Below are 19,208 nucleotides of genomic sequence, written 5' to 3'. Positions count from 1 at the left end.
TGATGGTGTTCCAACGGAGTCGGGCAAGCCCGCTCCAAGCATCATTAAGGGACGACCATGTACCACTATGCAGGAATTGACGTGTCTTTGGAATGCTCGAGCGTTTGCTTGTCGATGGGACAGGCAAGATTTTGCGCGAGACGAAGGTTGCGAGCGAGCCGGCGGCGCTGATCGCCTGGTTCCGGTCGCTGGGTCTGGTACTGGAACGGATCGGGCTGGAGGCAGGCCCCTTGTCGCAATGGCTGTATGCGGGTCTGCGAGACGCAGGGCTTGCGGTCGAGCTGCTGGAAACGCGGCACGTTCGCGAAGCCTTCAAGTCGATGCCGGTGAAGACGGACCGCAACGATGCCCGCCGGATCGCGCAGTTGATGCGGCTCGGCTGGTTCCGGCCGGTGCACTGCAAGTCGGTCGCGGCGCAGGAGACCCGCGCCATCCTGACGGCGCGCAAGCTGCTGCAATCCAAGCTTCGCGATGTCGAGAACAGCCTGCGCGGCATACTTCGCGGTTTTGGCCTGAAGGTCGGTGCGACCACCGAGCGCACGTTCGCCGGGCGCATCCGCGAGCTCGTGACCGGCCATCCCGGACTGGAGTTGGTCGCGGCGGCGCTGCTCCAAGCCCATGCGGTGCTGCTGCGGGAGTTCAAGAGCCTGGACAAGCACACCCAGAAGCTCGCCAGGACGCATCCATCCGCCAAGCTCCTGATGACAACGCCGTCCGTTGGTCCGATCGTGGCGCTCACCTATGCCGCGGCGATCGACGACCCGAAGCGCTTCCGCTCCTCGAAGGCCACGGGAGCCCACTTTGGGCTCACCCCGAAGAAGTACCAGTCCGGTGAGACCGACTACACCGGCCGCATCAGCAAGATCGGGGATGCCTCCGTGCGCGAGGCGCTCTACCAGGCAGCTCACGTCATGCTGACCAAGCCGGTCAAGAATTGCTCGGCATTGAAGAGCTGGGCGATGCGGATCGCCCGGCGCGCAGGCATGCGCAAGGCCAAGGTAGCGCTGGCTCGCAAGCTCGCCGTGATCCTGCATCGCATGCTCGCCGACACCAAACCGTTCAACCCGATGACCAAGGCCATCTAGCCAGGAGCAGCAATCGGTTCCGGGCGGGCCACGACACCAGGCTCTCCCCGAGCGAAGTCCCTCCGCTGGGACGATGGATCCGGTCAGGCCGCCATCCGGGAAGTGGCTCACGACCACGCAATCCGTAGATTGGCCGGCCGGCTCCTCAATGCACCCCATCAGGCGACGGCCTTCGCGCCGATCCCGTACAGAAGCAAGTGCCCGGCGAGTGGATGACGCGAAAAGGGATTGACTAACCAAGGCCCGTTACAGAAGCCCGGATGAAGCGCAGCGAAATCCGGGGCCGCTCCAACCGCGGATGCACCTGCCCCGGATTGCGCTTCGCTCCATCCGGGCTACGCAGGCGTCAGTTCAGCACCCTTTTGCCGCCCGGGCTCGGGCTGTCCAGCGAAAATGTCGGCACGTCGATGTCGAAGCGCTCGCCGGCTTCGGTGACCATCTGATAGCTGCCGGTCATGAATCCGGAGGCGGTCGGCAGCGGCACGCCGCTGGTGTATTCGAAGCGTTCGCCGGGCGCGAGCACCGGCTGCTCGCCGACCACGCCCTCGCCGCGCACCTCCTGGCGGCGGCCGGTGGCGTCGGTGATGATCCAGTGCCGCGTCCGCAGCTGCACCGTATCCGGGCCCGAATTGACGATCACGATCTTGTACGACCAGAAATATTCGCGCCGGTCGACCGACGAGCGCTCCGGCATGAAGTTCGGCTCGACGGTAACTTCGATCTGGCGGGTAACGGCGCGGTACATGCGGCTCAATCCGATGGTCCTGGCGCATGGTCCGTTTTCGACCGGATCATGCTCAAACAGGGCGCTATCATAGCCAATTGAACCGCCGGAACCAATCGCCTGCCAGGCCGCGAAAGGGCGGGCTTGGAAAGCCGGATTTGGGGCGGCCCGTTCATCGCGGTTTCAACATAGTTCCGCTCTAAAGCGCGGCCGCATGCCGCCGCACTCCGTGCTTTGTCGGCAACTCGCGGACCGATATTATCTTTTCAGCACGGCGTGCGGGGCGTCCGCGGCCGACACGGTGTTTGATGAGCTCGATTGCCGATCCCATAGCCGGTTCGCCGGTGGCTGACGTCAACGCCGAAGTAAAGGCAGAGGCCGAGGCGAAGGTTGCTGCGCCCGCGATCACGCTGCCGGCGACCGGCGAGCGCGAGCTCCGCCTCGATCTGTTCCGCGGGCTCGCGCTGTGGCTGATCTTCATCGATCATCTGCCGACCAATCTTCTGACCTGGCTGACGATCCGCAATTACGGCTTCTCCGACGCCACCGAGATCTTCATCTTCATCTCCGGCTACACCGCGGCCTTCGTCTACGGCCGCGCGATGCTGGAGGGCGGCTTCGTGATCGCGACCGCGCGCATCCTGCGCCGGGTCTGGCAGATCTACGTCGCGCACGTCTTCCTGTTCACGATCTTCCTCGCCGAGATCTCCTATGTCGCGACCTCGTTCGAGAACCCGCTCTACAGCGAGGAAATGGGGATCATGGACTTCCTCAAGCAGCCCGACGTCACCATCGTCCAGGCGCTGCTGCTGCGCTTCCGTCCCGTCAACATGGACGTGCTGCCGCTCTATATCGTGCTGATGCTGTTCCTGCCGCTGATCCTGTGGCTGATGAAGTGGAAGCCCGACGTCACGCTCGGTCTCTCGGTCGTGCTCTACGCGCTGACCTGGCAGTTCGACCTTTATCTCTCGGCCTATCCGAACGGCTTCTGGGCGTTCAATCCGTTCGCCTGGCAATTGCTGTTCGTGTTCGGCGCCTGGTGCGCGCTCGGCGGGGCGCGGCGGATGTCGCGGATCCTGTCGTCGAACATCACGATGTGGATCTGCATCGTCTATCTGGTCGCGGCGTTCTTCGTGACCCTGACCTGGTACGTGCCGCAGCTCGGCCACATCATGCCGAAGGTGATCGAGCAGTGGATGTATCCGATCAACAAGACCGACCTGGACGTGTTGCGATTCGCGCACTTCCTGGCGCTCGCCGCGCTCACCGTGCGCTTCCTGCCCAAGGACTGGCCGGGCCTGAAATCGCCCTGGCTGCGACCTTTGATCCTGTGTGGCCAGCATTCGCTTGAGATATTCTGCCTCGGGGTCTTCCTCGCCTTCGCCGGTCACTTCGTGCTTGCCGAAGTATCTGGCGGTGCCGCACTGCACGCCTTGATCAGCGTCTGCGGCATCCTCATCATGTGCGGCATGGCGTGGATCATTTCGTGGTACAAGCACTCCGCCGACAAAGGCGCCTCGAAAAAAGGCGCCGCCGGCAACGCCGATCTGGCGGGAGGGGGAGCATGAAGTCCGCGCGGACGATGCTGGGCCTGACGCTGCTCGCAGCCTGCCTGACGGCCGGTTTGGCGGCGGCGCCCGCGTGCGCCGGCGACACCGCGGAGCCGCCCCCGCCGCCGCCCTGCGACGTGCCCGCCTATCTGCTTACGAGCGAGAGCTCGCTGCCCAAGGTCACCGACGCCATCAAGTCCAACCGGCCGCTCAACGTGCTGGTGGTCGGCAGCCGCTCCTCGACCATCCAGGGCAACGAGGCGAGCGCCTATCCGGCCACGCTGCAGGCGGCGCTGAAGGAAGCGTTGCCGTCGTCGACGATCGATCTATCCGTAGAATTACAGGGAAAGAGCACCGCCGAGGAGACCGCGGGAACTCTTGTTAAGCTTGTTGAAGCAAAAAAGCCTACTTTGGTTATCTGGCAGACCGGAACCGTCGATGCTATGCGAGCAGTCGATCCCGACGATTTCCGTACCGCCATCAACGAAGGCGTTGTTGCGTTGCGGGACGCCGGGACCGACGTGGTGCTGGTCAATCTGCAATACAGCCCGCGTACGGAGACGATGATCTCTGCACCGCCCTATCTCGACAACATGAAGGTGGTGGCGCAGCAGCACGACGTTCCGCTGTTCGACCGGTTCGCGATTATGAAGCAGTGGAGCGACGCCGGATATTTTGACCTGTTCAGCACCTCGCATGGTGTCGATCTGGCCAAGAAGGTTCATGCCTGTCTCGGCCGCGCACTGGCGAAATTCGTGATCGATGCGGCCCATCTGGGCCCGGTGCAGCAGAATTAAGGAAGCAGAGTAAATGCGTTTTGCCTTCCCTTTTCGCGCTTCCGCAGGGCGAGGTCTCTGTGCCGTTGCGGTGCTGACGCTGCTCGCGGTTGTGCCGTCGCGCGCGCAGACCGACCAGCATGCAGCGCTTTCGTCCGACGGCAAGACCGAGGCCGCAAAGCCTGATGCAACGCAGCCCGCTGCGACGGCCGATGCGACCAATCCGCCGCAACCCGGCATCGCCGCGAAGGCGTTCGACAGGGTGAAGCAGGCCGCGAAATCCGCCAGCGACATCTTCCACCGCGTGCCCTGTCAGCAGCCCAAGGGCGTGCCGAACAGCACCGGTTCGCTGCCGCATGTCGCGGCCAAGCTCGCCGCCGGCAAGCCGGTCGTGATCATCGCATTCGGCTCGTCCTCGACCCAGGGCTATGGTTCGTCGGCGCCGGAATTCACCTATCCGAACCGGCTCGCCGGACAGTTGCGCCGGCAGTATCCGTCCGCCGACATCACCGTGCTCAATCGCGGCAAGGGCGGCGAGGACGCGCCCGAGATGATGAAGCGGCTGCAGACCGAAGTGATCGACGTCCATCCCGACATGGTGATCTGGCAGGTCGGCACCAACGCGGTGCTGCGCAACCTCGATCCGACCGAGACCGCCAGGCAGGTCGAGGACGGCGTGGCGCGCCTTCAGGCGTCCGGCGCCGACGTCGTGCTGGTCGATCCGCAATATTCGCCGCGCGTCACCGAGCGCCCCGAAAGCGCGCGCGGCATGGTGAAGCTGCTCGGCCGCATCGCCGCCCTGCGTCATGTCGGCATCTTCCCGCGCTTCGAGGTGATGCGCGACTGGCACGAGAAACAGGCGATCCCGATCACCGATTTCGTCATCGCCGACGGCCTGCACATGAACGACTGGGGCTATGCCTGCTTCGCCCAGCTGCTCGGCGACGACATCATCCGCTCGGTCGGCGCGATCAAGATCGGCGTCAACGTCCCCGCCGATGTGCGGACCTACCGGCCGATGTGATCGGGCTGCCCGGCCGCTCCAACCGTCATTGCGAGCGAAGCGAAGCAATCCATTCGTCCGTTTGCGCTGATGGATGGATTGCTTCGTCGCTTCGCTCCTCGCAATGACGGTTGAGGCGGTGCGCTCATTTCCATCACCGTCACCCTGAGGTGGCCGCTTCTTCAGCGGCCCTCGAAGGGTCGACGGCCCGACTTGGGGGGCCGTGCATCCTTCGAGGCTCGCTCCGCTCGCACCTCAGGATGACGGGACTGATACCCTCGCGGACTCTTGCCTCGACCATCTCGGCACTCACCACCAATCTTGACCTCGCCGCGGTAATCCGCTCCCTTGGCGCCTGCACCAATCCCTCTCGGGATGAAGCTGTTTAAGGGAAACGCTCATGTCTTTCGTGCTGGCCATCGATCAGGGCACCACATCGTCGCGCGCCATGGTGTTTCGCGGCGACATCTCCATCGCCGCCGTCGCGCAGCAGGAGTTTCCGCAGCATTTCCCCGCCTCCGGCTGGGTCGAGCACGAGCCGGAGGACATCTGGACCTCGACCGTGATGGTGTGCCGCGAGGCGCTGGAGAAGGCCGGCCTCAAGGCGAAAGATATCGCCGCGATCGGCATCACCAACCAGCGCGAGACCACCGTGGTGTGGGACCGCGCCACCGGACAGGCCGTGCACCGCGCCATCGTCTGGCAGGACCGCCGCACCGCCGACATCTGCGCAAAACTCAAGGCCGAGGGCCATGAGTCGGTGATTTCGGCCAAGACCGGTCTGATCATCGATCCCTATTTCTCCGGCACCAAAGTCGCCTGGATCCTCGATCACGTGCCGGGCGCGCGCGAGCGCGCCGAGCGCGGCGAACTCTTGTTCGGCACCGTCGACTGCTATCTGCTGTGGCGGCTCACCGGCGGGAGAGTCCACGCCACCGACGCCACCAACGCCTCGCGCACGCTGCTGTTCAACATCCATACCGGCGCCTGGGACGATGACCTCATCAGGCTGCTGCGCGTACCGCGCTCGATGCTTCCCGAGGTGAAGGATTCTTCCGCCCGGTTCGGCGAGAGCACGGCGGACTTGTTCGGCGGCCCGATCGCGATCTCCGGGATTGCCGGCGACCAGCAGGCCGCGACCATCGGCCAGGCCTGCTTCGAGCCCGGCATGATGAAGTCGACCTACGGCACCGGCTGCTTCGCGCTGCTCAACACCGGCACCACGCCGGTGGCCTCGAAGAACAAGCTGCTCACCACCATCGCCTACCAGCTCGGCGGCCAGCGCACCTACGCGCTCGAGGGCTCGATCTTCGTCGCCGGCAGCGCGGTGCAGTGGCTGCGCGACGGGCTCGGCATCATCAAGCACGCCGCCGAGACCGGGCCGCTCGCCGATAAATCCGACTCCATGCAGAGCGTCTATTTGGTGCCCGCCTTCGTCGGCATGGGGGCGCCGTACTGGAATCCGCGCGTGCGCGGTGCGCTGTTCGGGCTGACCCGCAACACCGGCCCGGCCGAGCTCGCGCATGCGACGCTGGAGAGCGTGTGCTACCAGACCTTCGATCTGTGGGCCGCGATGCGCACCGATTGGCCGGAGGCCAACGCCGCCAACACCGTGCTGCGCGTCGACGGCGGCATGACCGCCTCGGACTGGACCATGCAGCGGCTCGCCGATCTGCTCAACGCGCCGGTCGACCGCCCGATGATCCAGGAGACCACGGCGTTAGGGGCCGCCTATCTCGCCGGCCTCGATGCCGGCGTCTATCCGGAGCCCGCCAAGTTCGCCGACAATTGGCGGCTCGAGCACCGCTTCAGGCCGGCGATGAGCCAGGCGACGCGCGAGCGCAAGCTCGCCGGCTGGGCCCGCGCCGTGAAGGGCGTGCTGGCGAGCGACGAGGGGGAATGATGAACTGATGCTGCGGCAAGCTCGCTGCACCTCTCCCGCTAGCGGGGTCGAGACGAGCGAATCTCGCTCTTAGGTCGTAGTGCATCATCAGATGCGCTACGGGTGGGGTCTCTTTCCACACCAAGCAAGCGGCGACGCTACGGCTGCCGCTCAATCTCGCCAAGTGTGCGCAACAATCAATAACAACCATCGGAGAACAACATGAACACGGATCTCAACCGCGTCGCCAAGCTACTCACTGCCGCACTCTGCGCCGCAATACTTGTTGCACCCGCCACCGCGCGCGAGAAGCCGAGCCCGCTCGTCGCGGCGCGCGAGGTCAAGACCGACGTCGCCGGGCTGAAGGCGCCGGGGCAGATCCTGGTCGATGTCTGGGGCATCCCGCACATCTATGCCGGCAACGAGCACGACCTGTTCTTCCTGCAAGGCTTCAACGCCGCGCGCGATCGGCTCTGGCAGATCGATCTCTGGCGCAAGCGCGGGCTCGGCCTCTTGGCGAAGGATTTCGGCCCTGCCTATGCCGAGCAGGACAAGGCGCTGCGTCTGTTCCTCTATCGCGGCGACATGAATGCGGAATGGGCCGCCTATGGCCCGAAGGCGAAATCCTATGCGGAGGCGTTCGTCGCCGGCGTCAACGCCTATGTCGCCGACGTCCAGGCGGGCAAGCGCGCGCTACCGATCGAGTTCAGGATCGCAGGCACGATGCCGGATTTGTGGTCGGCAGAGGATGTCGTGCGCGTCCGCAGCCATGGCCTGACCCGCAACGTCGCCTCCGAGGTGAAGCGCTCGCGGGTCGCCTGCGCTGCCGGCCTCGATGCCGATCGTTTCCGCGTCAAGCTGGAGCCCACCTGGACCACCAGGATCCCCGATGGGCTCGATCCCTGCAGCGTGCCGAAGGCGGTGCTCGCCGCCTACGATCTTGCCACGCGGCCGGTGAAGTTCGCCGCGCCGAAGGACCAGAAGGCGGCGCTGGCGCATGATCCCGACACCTACCTCGCCGAGGCTGACCAGCAGCGCGACACCATCGGCTCCAACAACTGGGTGATCGCGGCATCGCGCACCGCGACCGGACGTCCGATCCTCGCCAACGATCCGCATCGCGAGCACTCGGTGCCGTCGCTGCGCTACATCGTCGGCCTCAACGCGCCCGGCATCTCCGTGATCGGCGCCGGCGAGCCGGCGCTGCCGGGCATCTCGATCGGCCACAACGACACCATCGCGTTCGGGCTGACCATCTTCAACGTCGATCAGGAAGACCTCTACGTCTACGAACTCAACCCCGACAATCCGAACCAGTACCGCTACGGCAGCGGCTGGGAGGACATGCGGATCGTGCATGAGAAGGAAGCGGTGAAGGGCGAGGCCGACCGCGACCTCGAGCTGAGGTTCACCCGCCACGGCCCGGTGATCTTCGTCGACGCCGACAAGAAGCATGCGTTCGCCGTGCGCTCGATCTGGTTCGAGCCGGGCACCTCGGCCTATTTCGGCTCGTCCGACTACATGACGGCGAAGAATTGGAACGGCTTCCTCGGCGCGATGCGGCGCTGGGGCGCGCCGTCGGAGAACCAGGTCTATGCCGACACGTCAGGCAATATCGGCTGGGTCGCCGCCGGCAAGACGCCGCGCCGAGCCAGTTTCGACGGCCTGATGCCGGTGCCCGGCGACGGCCGCTACGAGTGGCAGGGCTTTCTGTCGCTCGACGAATTGCCGAAGCTGTACCAGCCGAAGCAGGGTTTCATCGCCACCGCCAACCAGATGAACCTGCCGGCGGATTATCCGGTGGGTGAGCGCAGGGTCGGATTCGAATGGGCCGACAGCGCGCGCTGGCAGCGCATCACCGAGGTGCTGCAGGCCAACAGCAAGGTGACGCTGGCGGACGCGATGGCGCTGCAGAACGACGACACCGGCATGCTCGCGCGGCGCCTCGTCGCGCTGCTGAAGCCGCTCACGTCGGATGATGCGAGCGTCAGGAAGGGCCTCGATCTGCTCAAGGCGTGGGATGCGCGTGATGCGGCCGATAGCGCGGCCGCCGCGGTCTATGAGGTGTGGATCGCAAACCATCTCGGCCCGGTGCTGCTCAAGACCACCGCGCCGAAGGCGGCCGAGCTGATCGCGCCGGAGGCCTCCAGCATCTCAGCCATTGTCGGCTATCTCGAAAAGCCGGACGCGGCGCTCGGCAGCGATCCCTCAGGCGAGCGCGACCGCGTGCTGCGCGACAGCCTCGGCGAGGCGGTCACCGATGTTGCCGACAAGCTCGGTCCCGATGCGTCGACCTGGCGCTGGGGCCGGCTGCATGTCGCGCAATTCAATCACGCGCTGATGCCGCTCGCCGACAAGGCGACCGCGGCGCAGATGCAGGTCGGCCCGCTCGCCTTTGGCGGCGCCGCCAACGTGCCGCGCGCCGCCACCTATCGCCGCTCCGACTATCATCTGATCTCCGGCGCTTCATTCCGCATGGTGCTCGATGTCGGCAATTGGGATGCGAGCCGCGCCGTCAACACGCCGGGCCAATCCGGCGATCCCTTCAGCGGCCACTACCGCGACCTCGCGCCGCTATGGGCGACGGGCCAGTACGTGCCGCTGCTCTACAGCCGCGGCGCCGTGGAAGCTGCAACCGCTGACGCGATCACGCTGACGCCGAGGTGAGGGGCGAGTACGTCTCACCGGCTGCGCCACAAACTCCAACGTCGTCCCGGCGAAAGCCAGGCGAAAGCCGGGACCCATAACCACCAATGCCGATTGCTTTGCGGTGCTGGGGCCACAGCGTGCCTTAACAACCCAACTCTGTGGTAATGGGTCCCGGCCTTCGCCGGACGACACCGAGTGTTCGGCACACTGTAGCCGCAACCGCGGACGCGATCAGCTGACGCCGAGATGAGGGAGCGAGTGCGTCTCATCGGCTGCGCCACAAACTCCGCCGTCGTCCCGGCGAAGGCCGGGACCCATAACCACGAATGCCAATTGTCCTGCGATGTTGGGGCCGCAGCAGCGTCGTTCAACAACCTAGTCCTGTGGTAACGGGTCCCGGCCTTCGCCGGGACGACGTCAAACGTGTGGCGAGCACCGCGCTCACTTTTCCTGCTTCTCCTGGAAGCGGAAGCGCGACCCTGGATTCATCCATGCGAATGCCGACGCGGACTGCGGCGGCCAGCCACTATTCACCTCGTGCCATCAACGCGGCGGCGCATCTGGATCACTACAAGTTGACGTTTGCGATTTGCGCACGGACTTCCCGCAACACTGTGCGCGGGCGTCCAAGAAGCGTTGGCTTCTGCCTGTTAGTCTGACCGATCGTGATCGCCGCCGGCCTGTGACGGTTCTCACATCCGGCGCGAGCACGCATTTTCTGGAAGCGATTGAAAGCTCAGCTGGTTACTTCACAGGAGCTGACCATGACGAAAACTATTCTTGTTTCGATCGCAGTTGTTTGTCTGTCCACGGCGGCACTCGCCGATGCACGCACGGCACAACACCGGACCCACCAGCGTCTCGTGATGGGTACCGCACTGAGTCCTGCCGTGCTCAATGCCAACGCACTCAATGGCGATGTCAGCGACCGCGCGATGCGCATGCGGAGTCTTCGCGAGTCCGGCTACAACCCGAAGAACGATTTCGACGCGAACGGCAACGTTTGGGTCGGCAACTAACCGGGTACGGGAGGGCCTGGGGGGCCCTCCCTCAAAGCGCGTTCAAACTGGTTTATCCCGCTCGTTGGACCTGGCCGCTCGAATGAGCAGCGGCGGATGCGGCGGGTTACCTCTTCTTCTCCTGACCAGGCATTGCGTGCAGCGTTGCATTGCATCTGCGGCGACGTGCGGTTATGTCCCGCCGACAGCCTGCAAACAGAGGTCGCGCGATGCTGCTGCCCGATGGTTACTCCGACATCCCCCACGGCAAGATCGCTGCCGTCGTCACCCATCTGGAAATGACCGCGCGTCCGCCGCTGCGCGTCGACCCGCCCGGCGCGTGGCGCCTGCGCAAGGTCGATCCGCCCGCGCTCGACTGGTATCGCGATATCTATCGCCGGGTCGGCGAGGAGTGGCTGTGGTTCACCCGCACCGGGCTCGATGATTCCGATCTCGCCTCGAGGATCCACGCCCCCGGCAACGAGCTCTACGGGCTGGCCGTCGACGGCCAGGATGAGGGCCTGCTCGAACTCGATTTCAGCGTGGCCGGCGAATGCCAGCTGCTGTATTTCGGCGTCACCGCAAAATTCATCGGCACCGGCGCCGCGCGCTTCCTGATGAACCGCGCGCTCGAGATCGCCTGGTCACGCGACGTCAGCCGCGTCTGGGTGCACACCTGCACCTTCGATCATCCCTCGGCCGTCGCGTTCTACCAGCGCTCCGGCTTCCGTCCGTTCCTGCGGCAGATCGAGGTGGCGGATGATCCGAGGCTCGACGGCAAATTGCCGCGCGATGCGGCGAGGCACGTGCCGGTGATTGGGTAGCTCGCCTAACGGACCGGATCAGGATCCGGTTGCAATGCGGCGCGGCCCATCTACGATGGTGCAAAGTGCAACCTTTGTCCCCGGCATTCGCACACTTCGAAATCTCTGTTTTCGAGGCGGCTTGCTGCGGCATGACCGACGAGATGACAGATGTTTTTGATCGGCCAGTACGACTCGCCCTTTGTCCGTCGGACCGCGATCGCGCTGCGGCTCTATGGATTGCCGTTCGAGCACAAGCCGTGGTCGACCTTCGGCGATGCGGAGAAGGTTGCGGCCTACAATCCGGTGCGGCGGGTGCCGACGCTGGTGCTCGATGACGGCGAGGCGCTGATCGAGAGTAGTGCGATCCTGGATTATCTCGACGAGCTGGTCGGGCCGGACAAGGCGATGATCGCGCGCTCAGGCGCCGAGCGGCGCAAGCATCTGCGCATCACGGCGCTGGCGACCGGGCTTGCCGACAAGGCGGTGAGCCTTGTCTATGAGCGCGTGTTGCGCAAGGAGCAGTTGAAGCTCTGGGTCGAGCGCTGCGAGGCGCAGATCGCGGGCGTGCTCGCGGTGCTGGAGCAGGAGCGCGCGGCGGTGCCGACGCCGTACTGGCTGGGCAATCGCATCGGTCATGCCGACGTCGCGGTGGCCTGCGCGCTGCGCTTCACCGGCGAGGCGCATCCGCATCTGTTCGACGCGCGCTATCCGGCGCTCGAGGCCCACGCCGCGTGCTGCGAGGCGCTGCCGCCGTTCCAGGAGATCGTGCAGCCGCTGGCGCCGCCGAGCGGTTAGTGGATGGCGCGACCCACGCTGATTGGCGTGTACCCCTCGCGCGCGGATGTCGCGAGAACGCATGATTATGACTCACAAGCGGCACCACACATTTGCTGTCGTCCCTGCTTCGCGTGCTTTCGCGGGGACGACGGTTGTGTTTGCGGCGCGCCCGCCAATCTCCCTCAGCAACGCCACGCACTCGCCCGCGACCCCGAGGCGCGCGCTTCGGGCTACCCATTGCTGGTCCGATCTTCTATGGTGAACCGTTCGGGTCGCATGAGGCGAACTCGATAATTCCATGATATCAAAGGCTTAAGGCTCGGATCGAAGCCTTTGGAGGGCGGTTTGACGCGGTATATTTCGACCAGGGGTGAGGCCCCGGTGCTCGGCTTCTGCGATGTGATGCTGACCGGGCTTGCCCGTGACGGCGGGCTCTACGTGCCCGAGACCTGGCCGCAGCTGTCGCCCGAGACCATCGCCACCTTCTTCGGCCGTCCCTATTGGGAGGTCGCGGTCGAGATCATCCGTCCGTTTGTCGCCGGCGAGATTTCCGACGCCGAGCTCGGCCGCATGGCCAACGAGGCCTATGCCACGTTCCGCCATCCCGCGGTGGTGCCGCTCGACCAGGCCGGGCCGAACCAGTTCCTGCTCGAGCTGTTCCACGGGCCGACGCTGGCGTTCAAGGACGTCGCGATGCAGCTGATCTCGCGGCTGATGGATCACGTGCTGGCCAAGCGCGCACAGCGCACCACCATCGTGGTCGCGACCTCGGGCGATACCGGTGGCGCCGCGGTTGAGGCTTTTGCCAATCTCGACAATGTCGACCTCGTCGTGCTGTTCCCGAACGGCCGCATCTCCGAGGTGCAGCGCCGCATGATGACGACGACCGGCGCCGCCAACGTCCACGCGCTCGCGATCGAAGGCACCTTCGACGATTGCCAGGCGCTGGTGAAGGCGATGTTCAACAACCATCGCTTCCGCGACCAGGTGGCGCTGTCGGGCGTTAACTCGATCAACTGGGCGCGCATCGTCGCGCAAGTGGTCTATTACTTCACCTCGGCGGTCGCGCTCGGCTCGCCGCAGCGCACCGTCGATTTCACGGTGCCGACCGGCAATTTCGGCGACATCTTCGCCGGCTATGTCGCCAAGCGGATGGGGCTGCCGATCCGGAACTTGCGCATCGCCGCCAACGTCAACGATATCCTGGCGCGGACGCTGAAGACCGGCATCTACGAGGTCCGCGAGGTGCACGCCACGACGTCGCCGTCGATGGACATCCAGGTGTCGTCGAACTTCGAGCGGCTGCTGTTCGAGGCGAGCGGCCGCGACGCCGATCAGGTCCGCCGCCTGATGGCCTCGCTGAAGCAGTCCGGCCGTTTCGTGCTGCCGGATGCGACGCTGGCCGCCGTGCGCCGTGATTTCGACGCCGGCCGCGCCGACGAGACCGAGACGGCAGCCGCGATCCGCGCCGCCTGGCGCGAGGCCGGCGATCTGGTCGATCCCCACACCGCGGTGGCGCTCGCAGTCGCCGACCGCGACACCTCGGATTCCAGGATCCCGAACATCGTGCTGTCGACCGCGCACGCGGCCAAATTCCCCGACGCGGTGGAAGCCGCCTGCGGGGTGCGTCCGCAGCTGCCGGTCTGGCTCGGAGGCCTGATGAGCAAATCCGAACACATCACGGTCATGAAGAATGATTCCGCCGAGGTCGAGCGCTTCGTGCTGTCGGTCAGCCGTGCTGCCAAGCAGGGAGTCGCCTGATGGGCGTTGAAATCACCAAGCTGCCGAGCGGACTGACAATCGTCACCGACACCATGCCGCATCTGGAAACCGCGGCGCTCGGGGTCTGGGCCGGCGTCGGCGGGCGCGACGAGAAGCCGAACGAGCACGGCATCTCGCATCTGCTCGAGCACATGGCGTTCAAGGGCACGGCGCGGCGCTCCTCGCGCGAGATCGTCGAGGAGATCGAGGCGGTCGGCGGCGACCTCAATGCCGGGACCTCGACCGAGACCACGGCCTATTATGCGCGGGTGATGAAGGCGGATGTGCCGCTGGCGCTCGACGTGCTCTCCGACATCCTCGCCAACCCGTCCTTCGTGCCGGACGAGCTGGAGCGCGAGAAGAGCGTCATCGTGCAGGAGATCGGCGCGGCGCAGGATACGCCCGACGACGTCGTGTTCGAGCATCTCAACGAGCTCTGCTATCCGGAGCAGCCGATGGGGCGCTCGCTGCTCGGCACCGCCAAGACGCTGAAGGTCTTCGATCGCGACATGCTGCGCGGCTATCTCTCGACGCATTACCGCGCCCCCGACATGGTGGTCGCGGCCGCCGGCGCGGTCGATCACGCGCGGATCGTCGAGGACGTCACGCAGAAGTTTGCGAGCTTCGACGCCACCCCGGCGCCGAAGCCGCAGGTCGCGATGTTCGGCAAAGGCGGCTCGCGGGTGGTGCATCGCGATCTCGAGCAGGCGCATCTGACGCTGGCGCTCGAAGGCGTGCCGCAGACCGACCCGTCGCTGTTCTCGCTGCAGGTCTTCACCAACACGCTCGGCGGCGGGATGTCGTCGCGGCTGTTCCAGGAGGTGCGCGAGAAGCGCGGGCTGTGCTACTCGATCTATACCTTCCATGCGCCCTACACCGACACCGGCTTCTTCGGCCTCTACACCGGGACCGATCCGGCCGATGCGCCGGAAATGATGGAAGTCATCATCGACGTCATCAACGACGCGGTCGAAACCCTGACCGAGGCCGAGGTCGCCCGCGCCAAGGCGCAGATGAAGGCCGGCCTGTTGATGGCGCTGGAAAGCTGTTCATCGCGGGCCGAACAATTGGCACGCCATGTGCTAGCCTATGGCCGGCCGCAGACGGTGGAAGAACTGGTGGCCCGGATCGATGCGGTCAGCGTCGAATCGAGCCGCAACGCCGCCCGTGCCCTGCTGGCGCGCAGCCGGCCCGCCGTTGTCGCGCTCGGCAGCGGCAGGGGTCTGGACACGGCGGTGGCTTTTGCGGAAGGATTGACGAATTCGAAGGCAAAGACGCTATTGCATTGAGTATTCTGCTTACCTCGCCCCGCGCTTGCGGGGAGAGCATAGGCCGCCTACCGGCGGCCGTTGACGGACATACGCCGAGGCGGAGCCTCAGCTATGGCCGAAGGCTTCGGGTGAGGGGTAGAGCCGCGAGACCGAATCTGCGGTAAGACCCCTCACCCCGACCCTCTCCCCGCAAGGGCGGGGCGAGGGAGAAGTGGCGGGGAGTGTTGGGCCATGGCCCTGTTTCGTTTGCCGTCCAATGGACCCGCTGCACTGATGCCGCGCGGTCACGGGCTCTTGCTGCGCGCGCCGCAGATGTCGGATTTCCCGCAATGGGCGCAATTGCGCGAATTCAGCCGCGCCTATCTCACGCCATGGGAACCGATCTGGCCCTCCGACGACCTGACCCGCGCCGGCTTCCGCCGCAGGCTGCGCCGCTACACCGAGGACATCGCCGCCGACCGCTCCTATCCGTTCATCATCTTCCGCGAATCGGACGGGGTGATGATCGGCGGCATCACGCTCGCCAATGTCCGGCGCGGCATCGTGCAGGCCGGCACGATCGGCTACTGGGTCGGGCTGCCGCATGCCCATCGCGGCTACATGACGACGGCGCTGCGGGTGCTGCTGCCCTCGCTGTTCGGCGAGCTCAATCTGCACCGCATCGAGGCGGCCTGCATTCCCTCCAATGCCTCGTCGATCCGCGTGCTGGAGAAGTGCGGCTTCACCCGCGAGGGCCTGGCGCGGCGCTATCTCTGCATCAATGGGATCTGGCAGGACCACCTGCTGTTCGGCCTGCTGCACGAGGATTTCCGCGGCTGATCCGTAAGCCTTTTTGCGGATGGCGGTGCCGCCTTCGATGCCTTGGGTTCGCCGCCATTGCCTTGCTATAACGGCCGCGAAACAGGGAACCCGGTTGGGAAATTTGAGGACATTGATGGGTGAAAGGGTGATCAGGTTCGCGCTCGCAGCGGCGGTATCGATCGGTCTCGGTGCCACTTTGTTGCCTTCGGCAGCTCCTGCGCAGTCGCTGAGCGACCGCTTCAAGAGCCTGTTCGGCGGCGGCTCGTCCGACCAGGACAAGCCGGCGACGCCCGCAGCGCCGCAGCAGCTCAACGATGCCGACGCCGAACTGACCTGCCCGCCGGTGCAGATCCGCTCCGGAGCCTCGACCTATTCGGTGGCCGCGAACGGCAAGGAAGCGGTCGGCAACGACGTCAAGTTCCTGGCCTCGATCACGCGCACGGCGCGGCAATGCAATCTGAACAGCGGCCAGATCACGGCCAAGATCGGTATTCAGGGGCGGATCATTGTCGGTCCCCAGGGCGCGCCACCGAGCATTCAGGTGCCGCTGCGCGTTGCCGTGGTGCAGGGCGGCGTCGGCGAGAAGACCATCATGACCAAGGCCTACACCACCACGGTGCAGATGGACGAAAGCGGCAGCGTGCCATTCAGCCTGGTCGCCGAGGACGTCGTCTATCCGGCGCCGTCTCCGGCCGACAACGACAATTACATCTTCTATATCGGCTTCGACCCGCAGGCCCTGAAGCCGGAGCCCAAGGCCCGCGCGCCGCACAAGAAGAAGTAACAGCGCGTTTTCGAGCGAAGTGGACGCTGGTTCGCGTGGAGAAAACGCGTCAAACGGACGAATTTGGACAAAACAAAAGGCCGGCGCGATTAGCTCGCGCCGGCCTTTTTTTAAGGAGTTCAGATCACGTCAGTTCAGCTTGGAGCGGACTTCGGCGATGCCCTTGCCGACGAGGTCGTCGGCAACCGAGCCCTTGACCGACTGCGACAGGATGGTCGAGGCGGCCGTCACCGCGGCGTTGGCCGCGGCGGCGCGGACATCGGCCACGGCCTGGGCCTCGGCCTGGGCGATCTTGCTCTCGGCGGTCTTGGTCCGCCGCGCGACAAAATCTTCCATCTTGGTCTTGGCCTCGGCCGCGATCCGCTCGGCTTCGGCCTTGGCGTTGGAGATGATCTCCTCGGCCTCGCGCTCCGCGCTGGCGCGGCGCGCCTTGTACTCGCCGAGCAGCTTGTTGGCCTCGTCCTTCAGACGGCGGGCGTCTTCCAGCTCGGCCTTGATGCGCTCGGCGCGGTGGTCGAGCGCCGTCAGCAGGGTGCGATGAACGCCGAGATAGCCGAACACGACCAGCAGAAGGACGAAGGCGATCGCAACCCAGGTTTCCGGTTCGTAAAACATCGTCTATCCCTTCAGCGACGCGTCGACGGCGCTGTTGACCGCATTGGCGTCCGGCGTGACGCCGGCAAGTTGCTGGACGATGGCGCCGGCCGCATCCGCCGCGATGCCGCGGACGTTGCTCATGGCGTTGGTCCTCGTCGTTGCGATCTGCTTCTCGGCGTCGGCGAGCTTTGCCGCCAGCTTCTCTTCCAGTGCCTTGCGCTCGGCTTCCGAGGCCGCGTTCAGCTTTTCGCGGGTCTCGTTGCCGATCGCCTGCGCGTTGGCGCGCGCATTCGCCAGCTCGGTCTCGTAGGCCTTCAGCGCCGCGTCGGACTCGTCCTTCAGCTTCTGCGCCTCGGCCAGATCGCCCTCGATCTTGTTCTGACGTGCATCGATCGTCCCGCCGACGCGCGGCAGGGCGATACGCGACACGATCAGGTAGAGCGCGACAAATGCAATCGCCAGCGACACCAGCTGCGAGGCGAAGTTGGACGAATCGAACGGCGGAAAGGCTCCGCCGTGATGTCCGCCGTCGGTCTCGGTGTGGGCGCCGGCCTTCTGGCCTTTTGCCTCGCCATGACTCTCAGCCATGGTGTTCTCCTGTTGCTGTCATGCGCGCCGCCCTTGGAACGAACCTTGGGCGGCGCGAAGGGGTTACCGCAAAGCGGAACCGGGTTACCGCAGAGCGGAACCGGCGTGCCGCTCAGAGCGGAACGAACAGCAGGAGCAGCGCGATCAGCAGCGAGAAGATGCCGAGCGCTTCGGTCACGGCGAAGCCGAAGATCAGGTTGCCGAACTGGCCCTGAGCGGCCGACGGGTTACGCACCGCAGCGGCGAGGTAGTTGCCGAAGATGATGCCCACGCCGACGCCCGCGCCGCCCATGCCGATGCACGCGATGCCCGCGCCGATAAGTTTTGCTGCTGCCGGTTCCATATGTAGCTCCTTGAGAAAGATAGACAGATTGGTGGGTGGAGATTCCCCGGACCGCTTAGTGTCCCGGATGAATGGCGTCGTTGAGGTAGATGCAGGTCAGGATCGCGAACACGTAGGCCTGCAGGAACGCGACCAGCAGTTCGAGGGCATACAGCGCAATCGTGAGCGCCAGCGGCAGCACGCCGCCGACCCAGCCGAGCGCGCCCAGCGAGAAGCCGAGCATCGCGACGAAGCCCGCGAACACCTTCAATGCGATGTGGCCGGCCAGCATGTTGGCGAACAGACGAACGCTGTGCGAGACCGGCCGCAGGAAGAACGACAGGATCTCGATGAACATGACCAGCGGCAGGATGTAGATCGGAACGCCGTGGGGCACGAAGATGCTGAAGAATTTCAGGCCGTTCTTGTAGACGCCGTAGATCAGGACGGTGAAGAACACCAAAAGCGCGAGCGCCGCGGTGACGATCAGGTGGCTCGCGATCGTGAAGGTGTAGGGGATGACGCCGACCAGGTTCGAGACGCAGAGGAACATGAAGAGCGAGAAGATCAGCGGGAAGAACTTCATGCCTTCCGCGCCGGCCGTGCTGCGAATCGTGGTGGCGACGAACTCGTAGGAGATCTCGGCGACCGACTGCAGCCGTCCCGGAACCAGTTCCCGGCCGCTCGCCAGCATCAGCAGCGCAATCAGCAGCACCGCGATGAGCATGAAGAGCGAGGAATTGGTGAAGGCGATCGTGTGATTGCCGATGTGGCCGAGCGTGAAGAGGGGCTCGATATTGAACTGGTGGATCGGGTCGATTTTCATCCGCGCGG

General features: G+C 65.2%; 17 protein-coding genes and 1 pseudogene. 13 read left to right on the top strand and 5 right to left on the bottom strand.

Annotation, left to right across the window (positions count from 1 at the left end):
• Positions 1-57: 57 nt before the first annotated feature.
• A pseudogene (locus ACVI1L_RS09940) lies at positions 58-1,085 on the top strand (IS110 family RNA-guided transposase).
• A 346-nt stretch (positions 1,086-1,431) separates the two neighbouring features.
• On the opposite strand, the gene apaG reads toward ACVI1L_RS09940, so the two are convergent.
• A complete protein-coding gene (gene apaG, locus ACVI1L_RS09935; RefSeq protein ID WP_076830971.1) occupies positions 1,432-1,830 on the bottom strand; it encodes a Co2+/Mg2+ efflux protein ApaG in 399 nt (132 codons plus the stop codon).
• A 287-nt stretch (positions 1,831-2,117) separates the two neighbouring features.
• On the opposite strand from apaG, the gene ACVI1L_RS09930 reads away from it, so the two are divergent.
• The 12 genes from ACVI1L_RS09930 (at position 2,118) to ACVI1L_RS09875 (ending at position 16,867) form a co-directional block, all read left to right on the top strand.
• The gene (locus ACVI1L_RS09930) at positions 2,118-3,377 is read left to right on the top strand and encodes an OpgC domain-containing protein (RefSeq protein WP_456782789.1); all 1,260 of its coding nucleotides are present in this window, start codon (positions 2,118-2,120) and stop codon (positions 3,375-3,377) included.
• Positions 3,374-4,156, top strand: coding sequence for an SGNH/GDSL hydrolase family protein (locus ACVI1L_RS09925; RefSeq protein WP_456782788.1), 783 nt, complete (start codon positions 3,374-3,376; stop codon positions 4,154-4,156). Before ACVI1L_RS09930 ends, ACVI1L_RS09925 begins: the two co-directional genes overlap by 4 nt.
• 13 nt (positions 4,157-4,169) lie before the next feature.
• Positions 4,170-5,159, top strand: a complete 990-nt coding sequence (locus ACVI1L_RS09920; RefSeq protein ID WP_168858682.1) for an SGNH/GDSL hydrolase family protein — start codon at positions 4,170-4,172, stop codon at positions 5,157-5,159.
• 379 nt (positions 5,160-5,538) lie between these two features.
• Complete coding sequence (gene glpK / locus ACVI1L_RS09915) at positions 5,539-7,041, top strand: glycerol kinase GlpK (protein WP_076830963.1); 1,503 nt, start codon at positions 5,539-5,541, stop codon at positions 7,039-7,041.
• A 201-nt stretch (positions 7,042-7,242) separates the two neighbouring features.
• The gene (locus tag ACVI1L_RS09910) at positions 7,243-9,687 is read left to right on the top strand and encodes a penicillin acylase family protein (protein WP_456782787.1); all 2,445 of its coding nucleotides are present in this window, start codon (positions 7,243-7,245) and stop codon (positions 9,685-9,687) included.
• Positions 9,688-10,433: 746 nt separating this feature from the next.
• On the top strand, positions 10,434-10,688 hold the full coding sequence (locus tag ACVI1L_RS09905) for a hypothetical protein (protein ID WP_456782786.1): 255 nt from the start codon (positions 10,434-10,436) through the stop codon (positions 10,686-10,688).
• Positions 10,689-10,897: 209 nt separating this feature from the next.
• Positions 10,898-11,491 (top strand): GNAT family N-acetyltransferase, encoded by a 594-nt coding sequence (locus ACVI1L_RS09900; RefSeq protein WP_057019444.1) that lies wholly within the window; start codon positions 10,898-10,900, stop codon positions 11,489-11,491.
• Between the two features lie 150 nt (positions 11,492-11,641).
• The gene (locus tag ACVI1L_RS09895) at positions 11,642-12,268 is read left to right on the top strand and encodes a glutathione S-transferase family protein (protein WP_253588721.1); all 627 of its coding nucleotides are present in this window, start codon (positions 11,642-11,644) and stop codon (positions 12,266-12,268) included.
• Between the two features lie 327 nt (positions 12,269-12,595).
• Complete coding sequence (gene thrC, locus ACVI1L_RS09890; protein ID WP_168858994.1) at positions 12,596-14,011, top strand: threonine synthase; 1,416 nt, start codon at positions 12,596-12,598, stop codon at positions 14,009-14,011.
• Complete coding sequence (locus ACVI1L_RS09885; RefSeq protein ID WP_456782785.1) at positions 14,011-15,300, top strand: M16 family metallopeptidase; 1,290 nt, start codon at positions 14,011-14,013, stop codon at positions 15,298-15,300. The genes thrC and ACVI1L_RS09885 overlap by 1 nt, the downstream gene beginning before the upstream one ends.
• Positions 15,301-15,513: 213 nt before the next feature.
• Positions 15,514-16,101: a GNAT family N-acetyltransferase gene (locus ACVI1L_RS09880; RefSeq protein ID WP_026191927.1), complete on the top strand. Its 588-nt coding sequence runs from the start codon at positions 15,514-15,516 to the stop codon at positions 16,099-16,101.
• 115 nt (positions 16,102-16,216) lie between these two features.
• The gene (locus ACVI1L_RS09875) at positions 16,217-16,867 is read left to right on the top strand and encodes a hypothetical protein (RefSeq protein WP_057019442.1); all 651 of its coding nucleotides are present in this window, start codon (positions 16,217-16,219) and stop codon (positions 16,865-16,867) included.
• Between the two features lie 129 nt (positions 16,868-16,996).
• On the opposite strand, the gene ACVI1L_RS09870 is transcribed toward ACVI1L_RS09875, so the two are convergent.
• The 4 genes from ACVI1L_RS09870 to ACVI1L_RS09855 all read right to left on the bottom strand — a co-directional run bounded on the left by ACVI1L_RS09870 (position 16,997) and on the right by ACVI1L_RS09855 (position 19,200).
• Complete coding sequence (locus ACVI1L_RS09870; RefSeq protein WP_057019441.1) at positions 16,997-17,482, bottom strand: F0F1 ATP synthase subunit B family protein; 486 nt, start codon at positions 17,480-17,482, stop codon at positions 16,997-16,999.
• Positions 17,483-17,485: 3 nt separating this feature from the next.
• Positions 17,486-18,052, bottom strand: coding sequence for a F0F1 ATP synthase subunit B (locus tag ACVI1L_RS09865; protein ID WP_076830944.1), 567 nt, complete (start codon positions 18,050-18,052; stop codon positions 17,486-17,488).
• 112 nt (positions 18,053-18,164) lie between these two features.
• Positions 18,165-18,395, bottom strand: a complete 231-nt coding sequence (locus ACVI1L_RS09860) for a F0F1 ATP synthase subunit C (protein WP_016847054.1) — start codon at positions 18,393-18,395, stop codon at positions 18,165-18,167.
• Positions 18,396-18,450: 55 nt separating this feature from the next.
• The gene (locus tag ACVI1L_RS09855) at positions 18,451-19,200 is read right to left on the bottom strand and encodes a F0F1 ATP synthase subunit A (protein WP_016847053.1); all 750 of its coding nucleotides are present in this window, start codon (positions 19,198-19,200) and stop codon (positions 18,451-18,453) included.
• Positions 19,201-19,208: the final 8 nt, after the last annotated feature.

The sequence above is a fragment of the Bradyrhizobium sp. USDA 4516 genome (assembly GCF_054055915.1).
The sequence above is the reverse complement of the archived record's forward strand: the minus strand, read 5'-3'. Positions and strand labels throughout refer to the sequence as shown.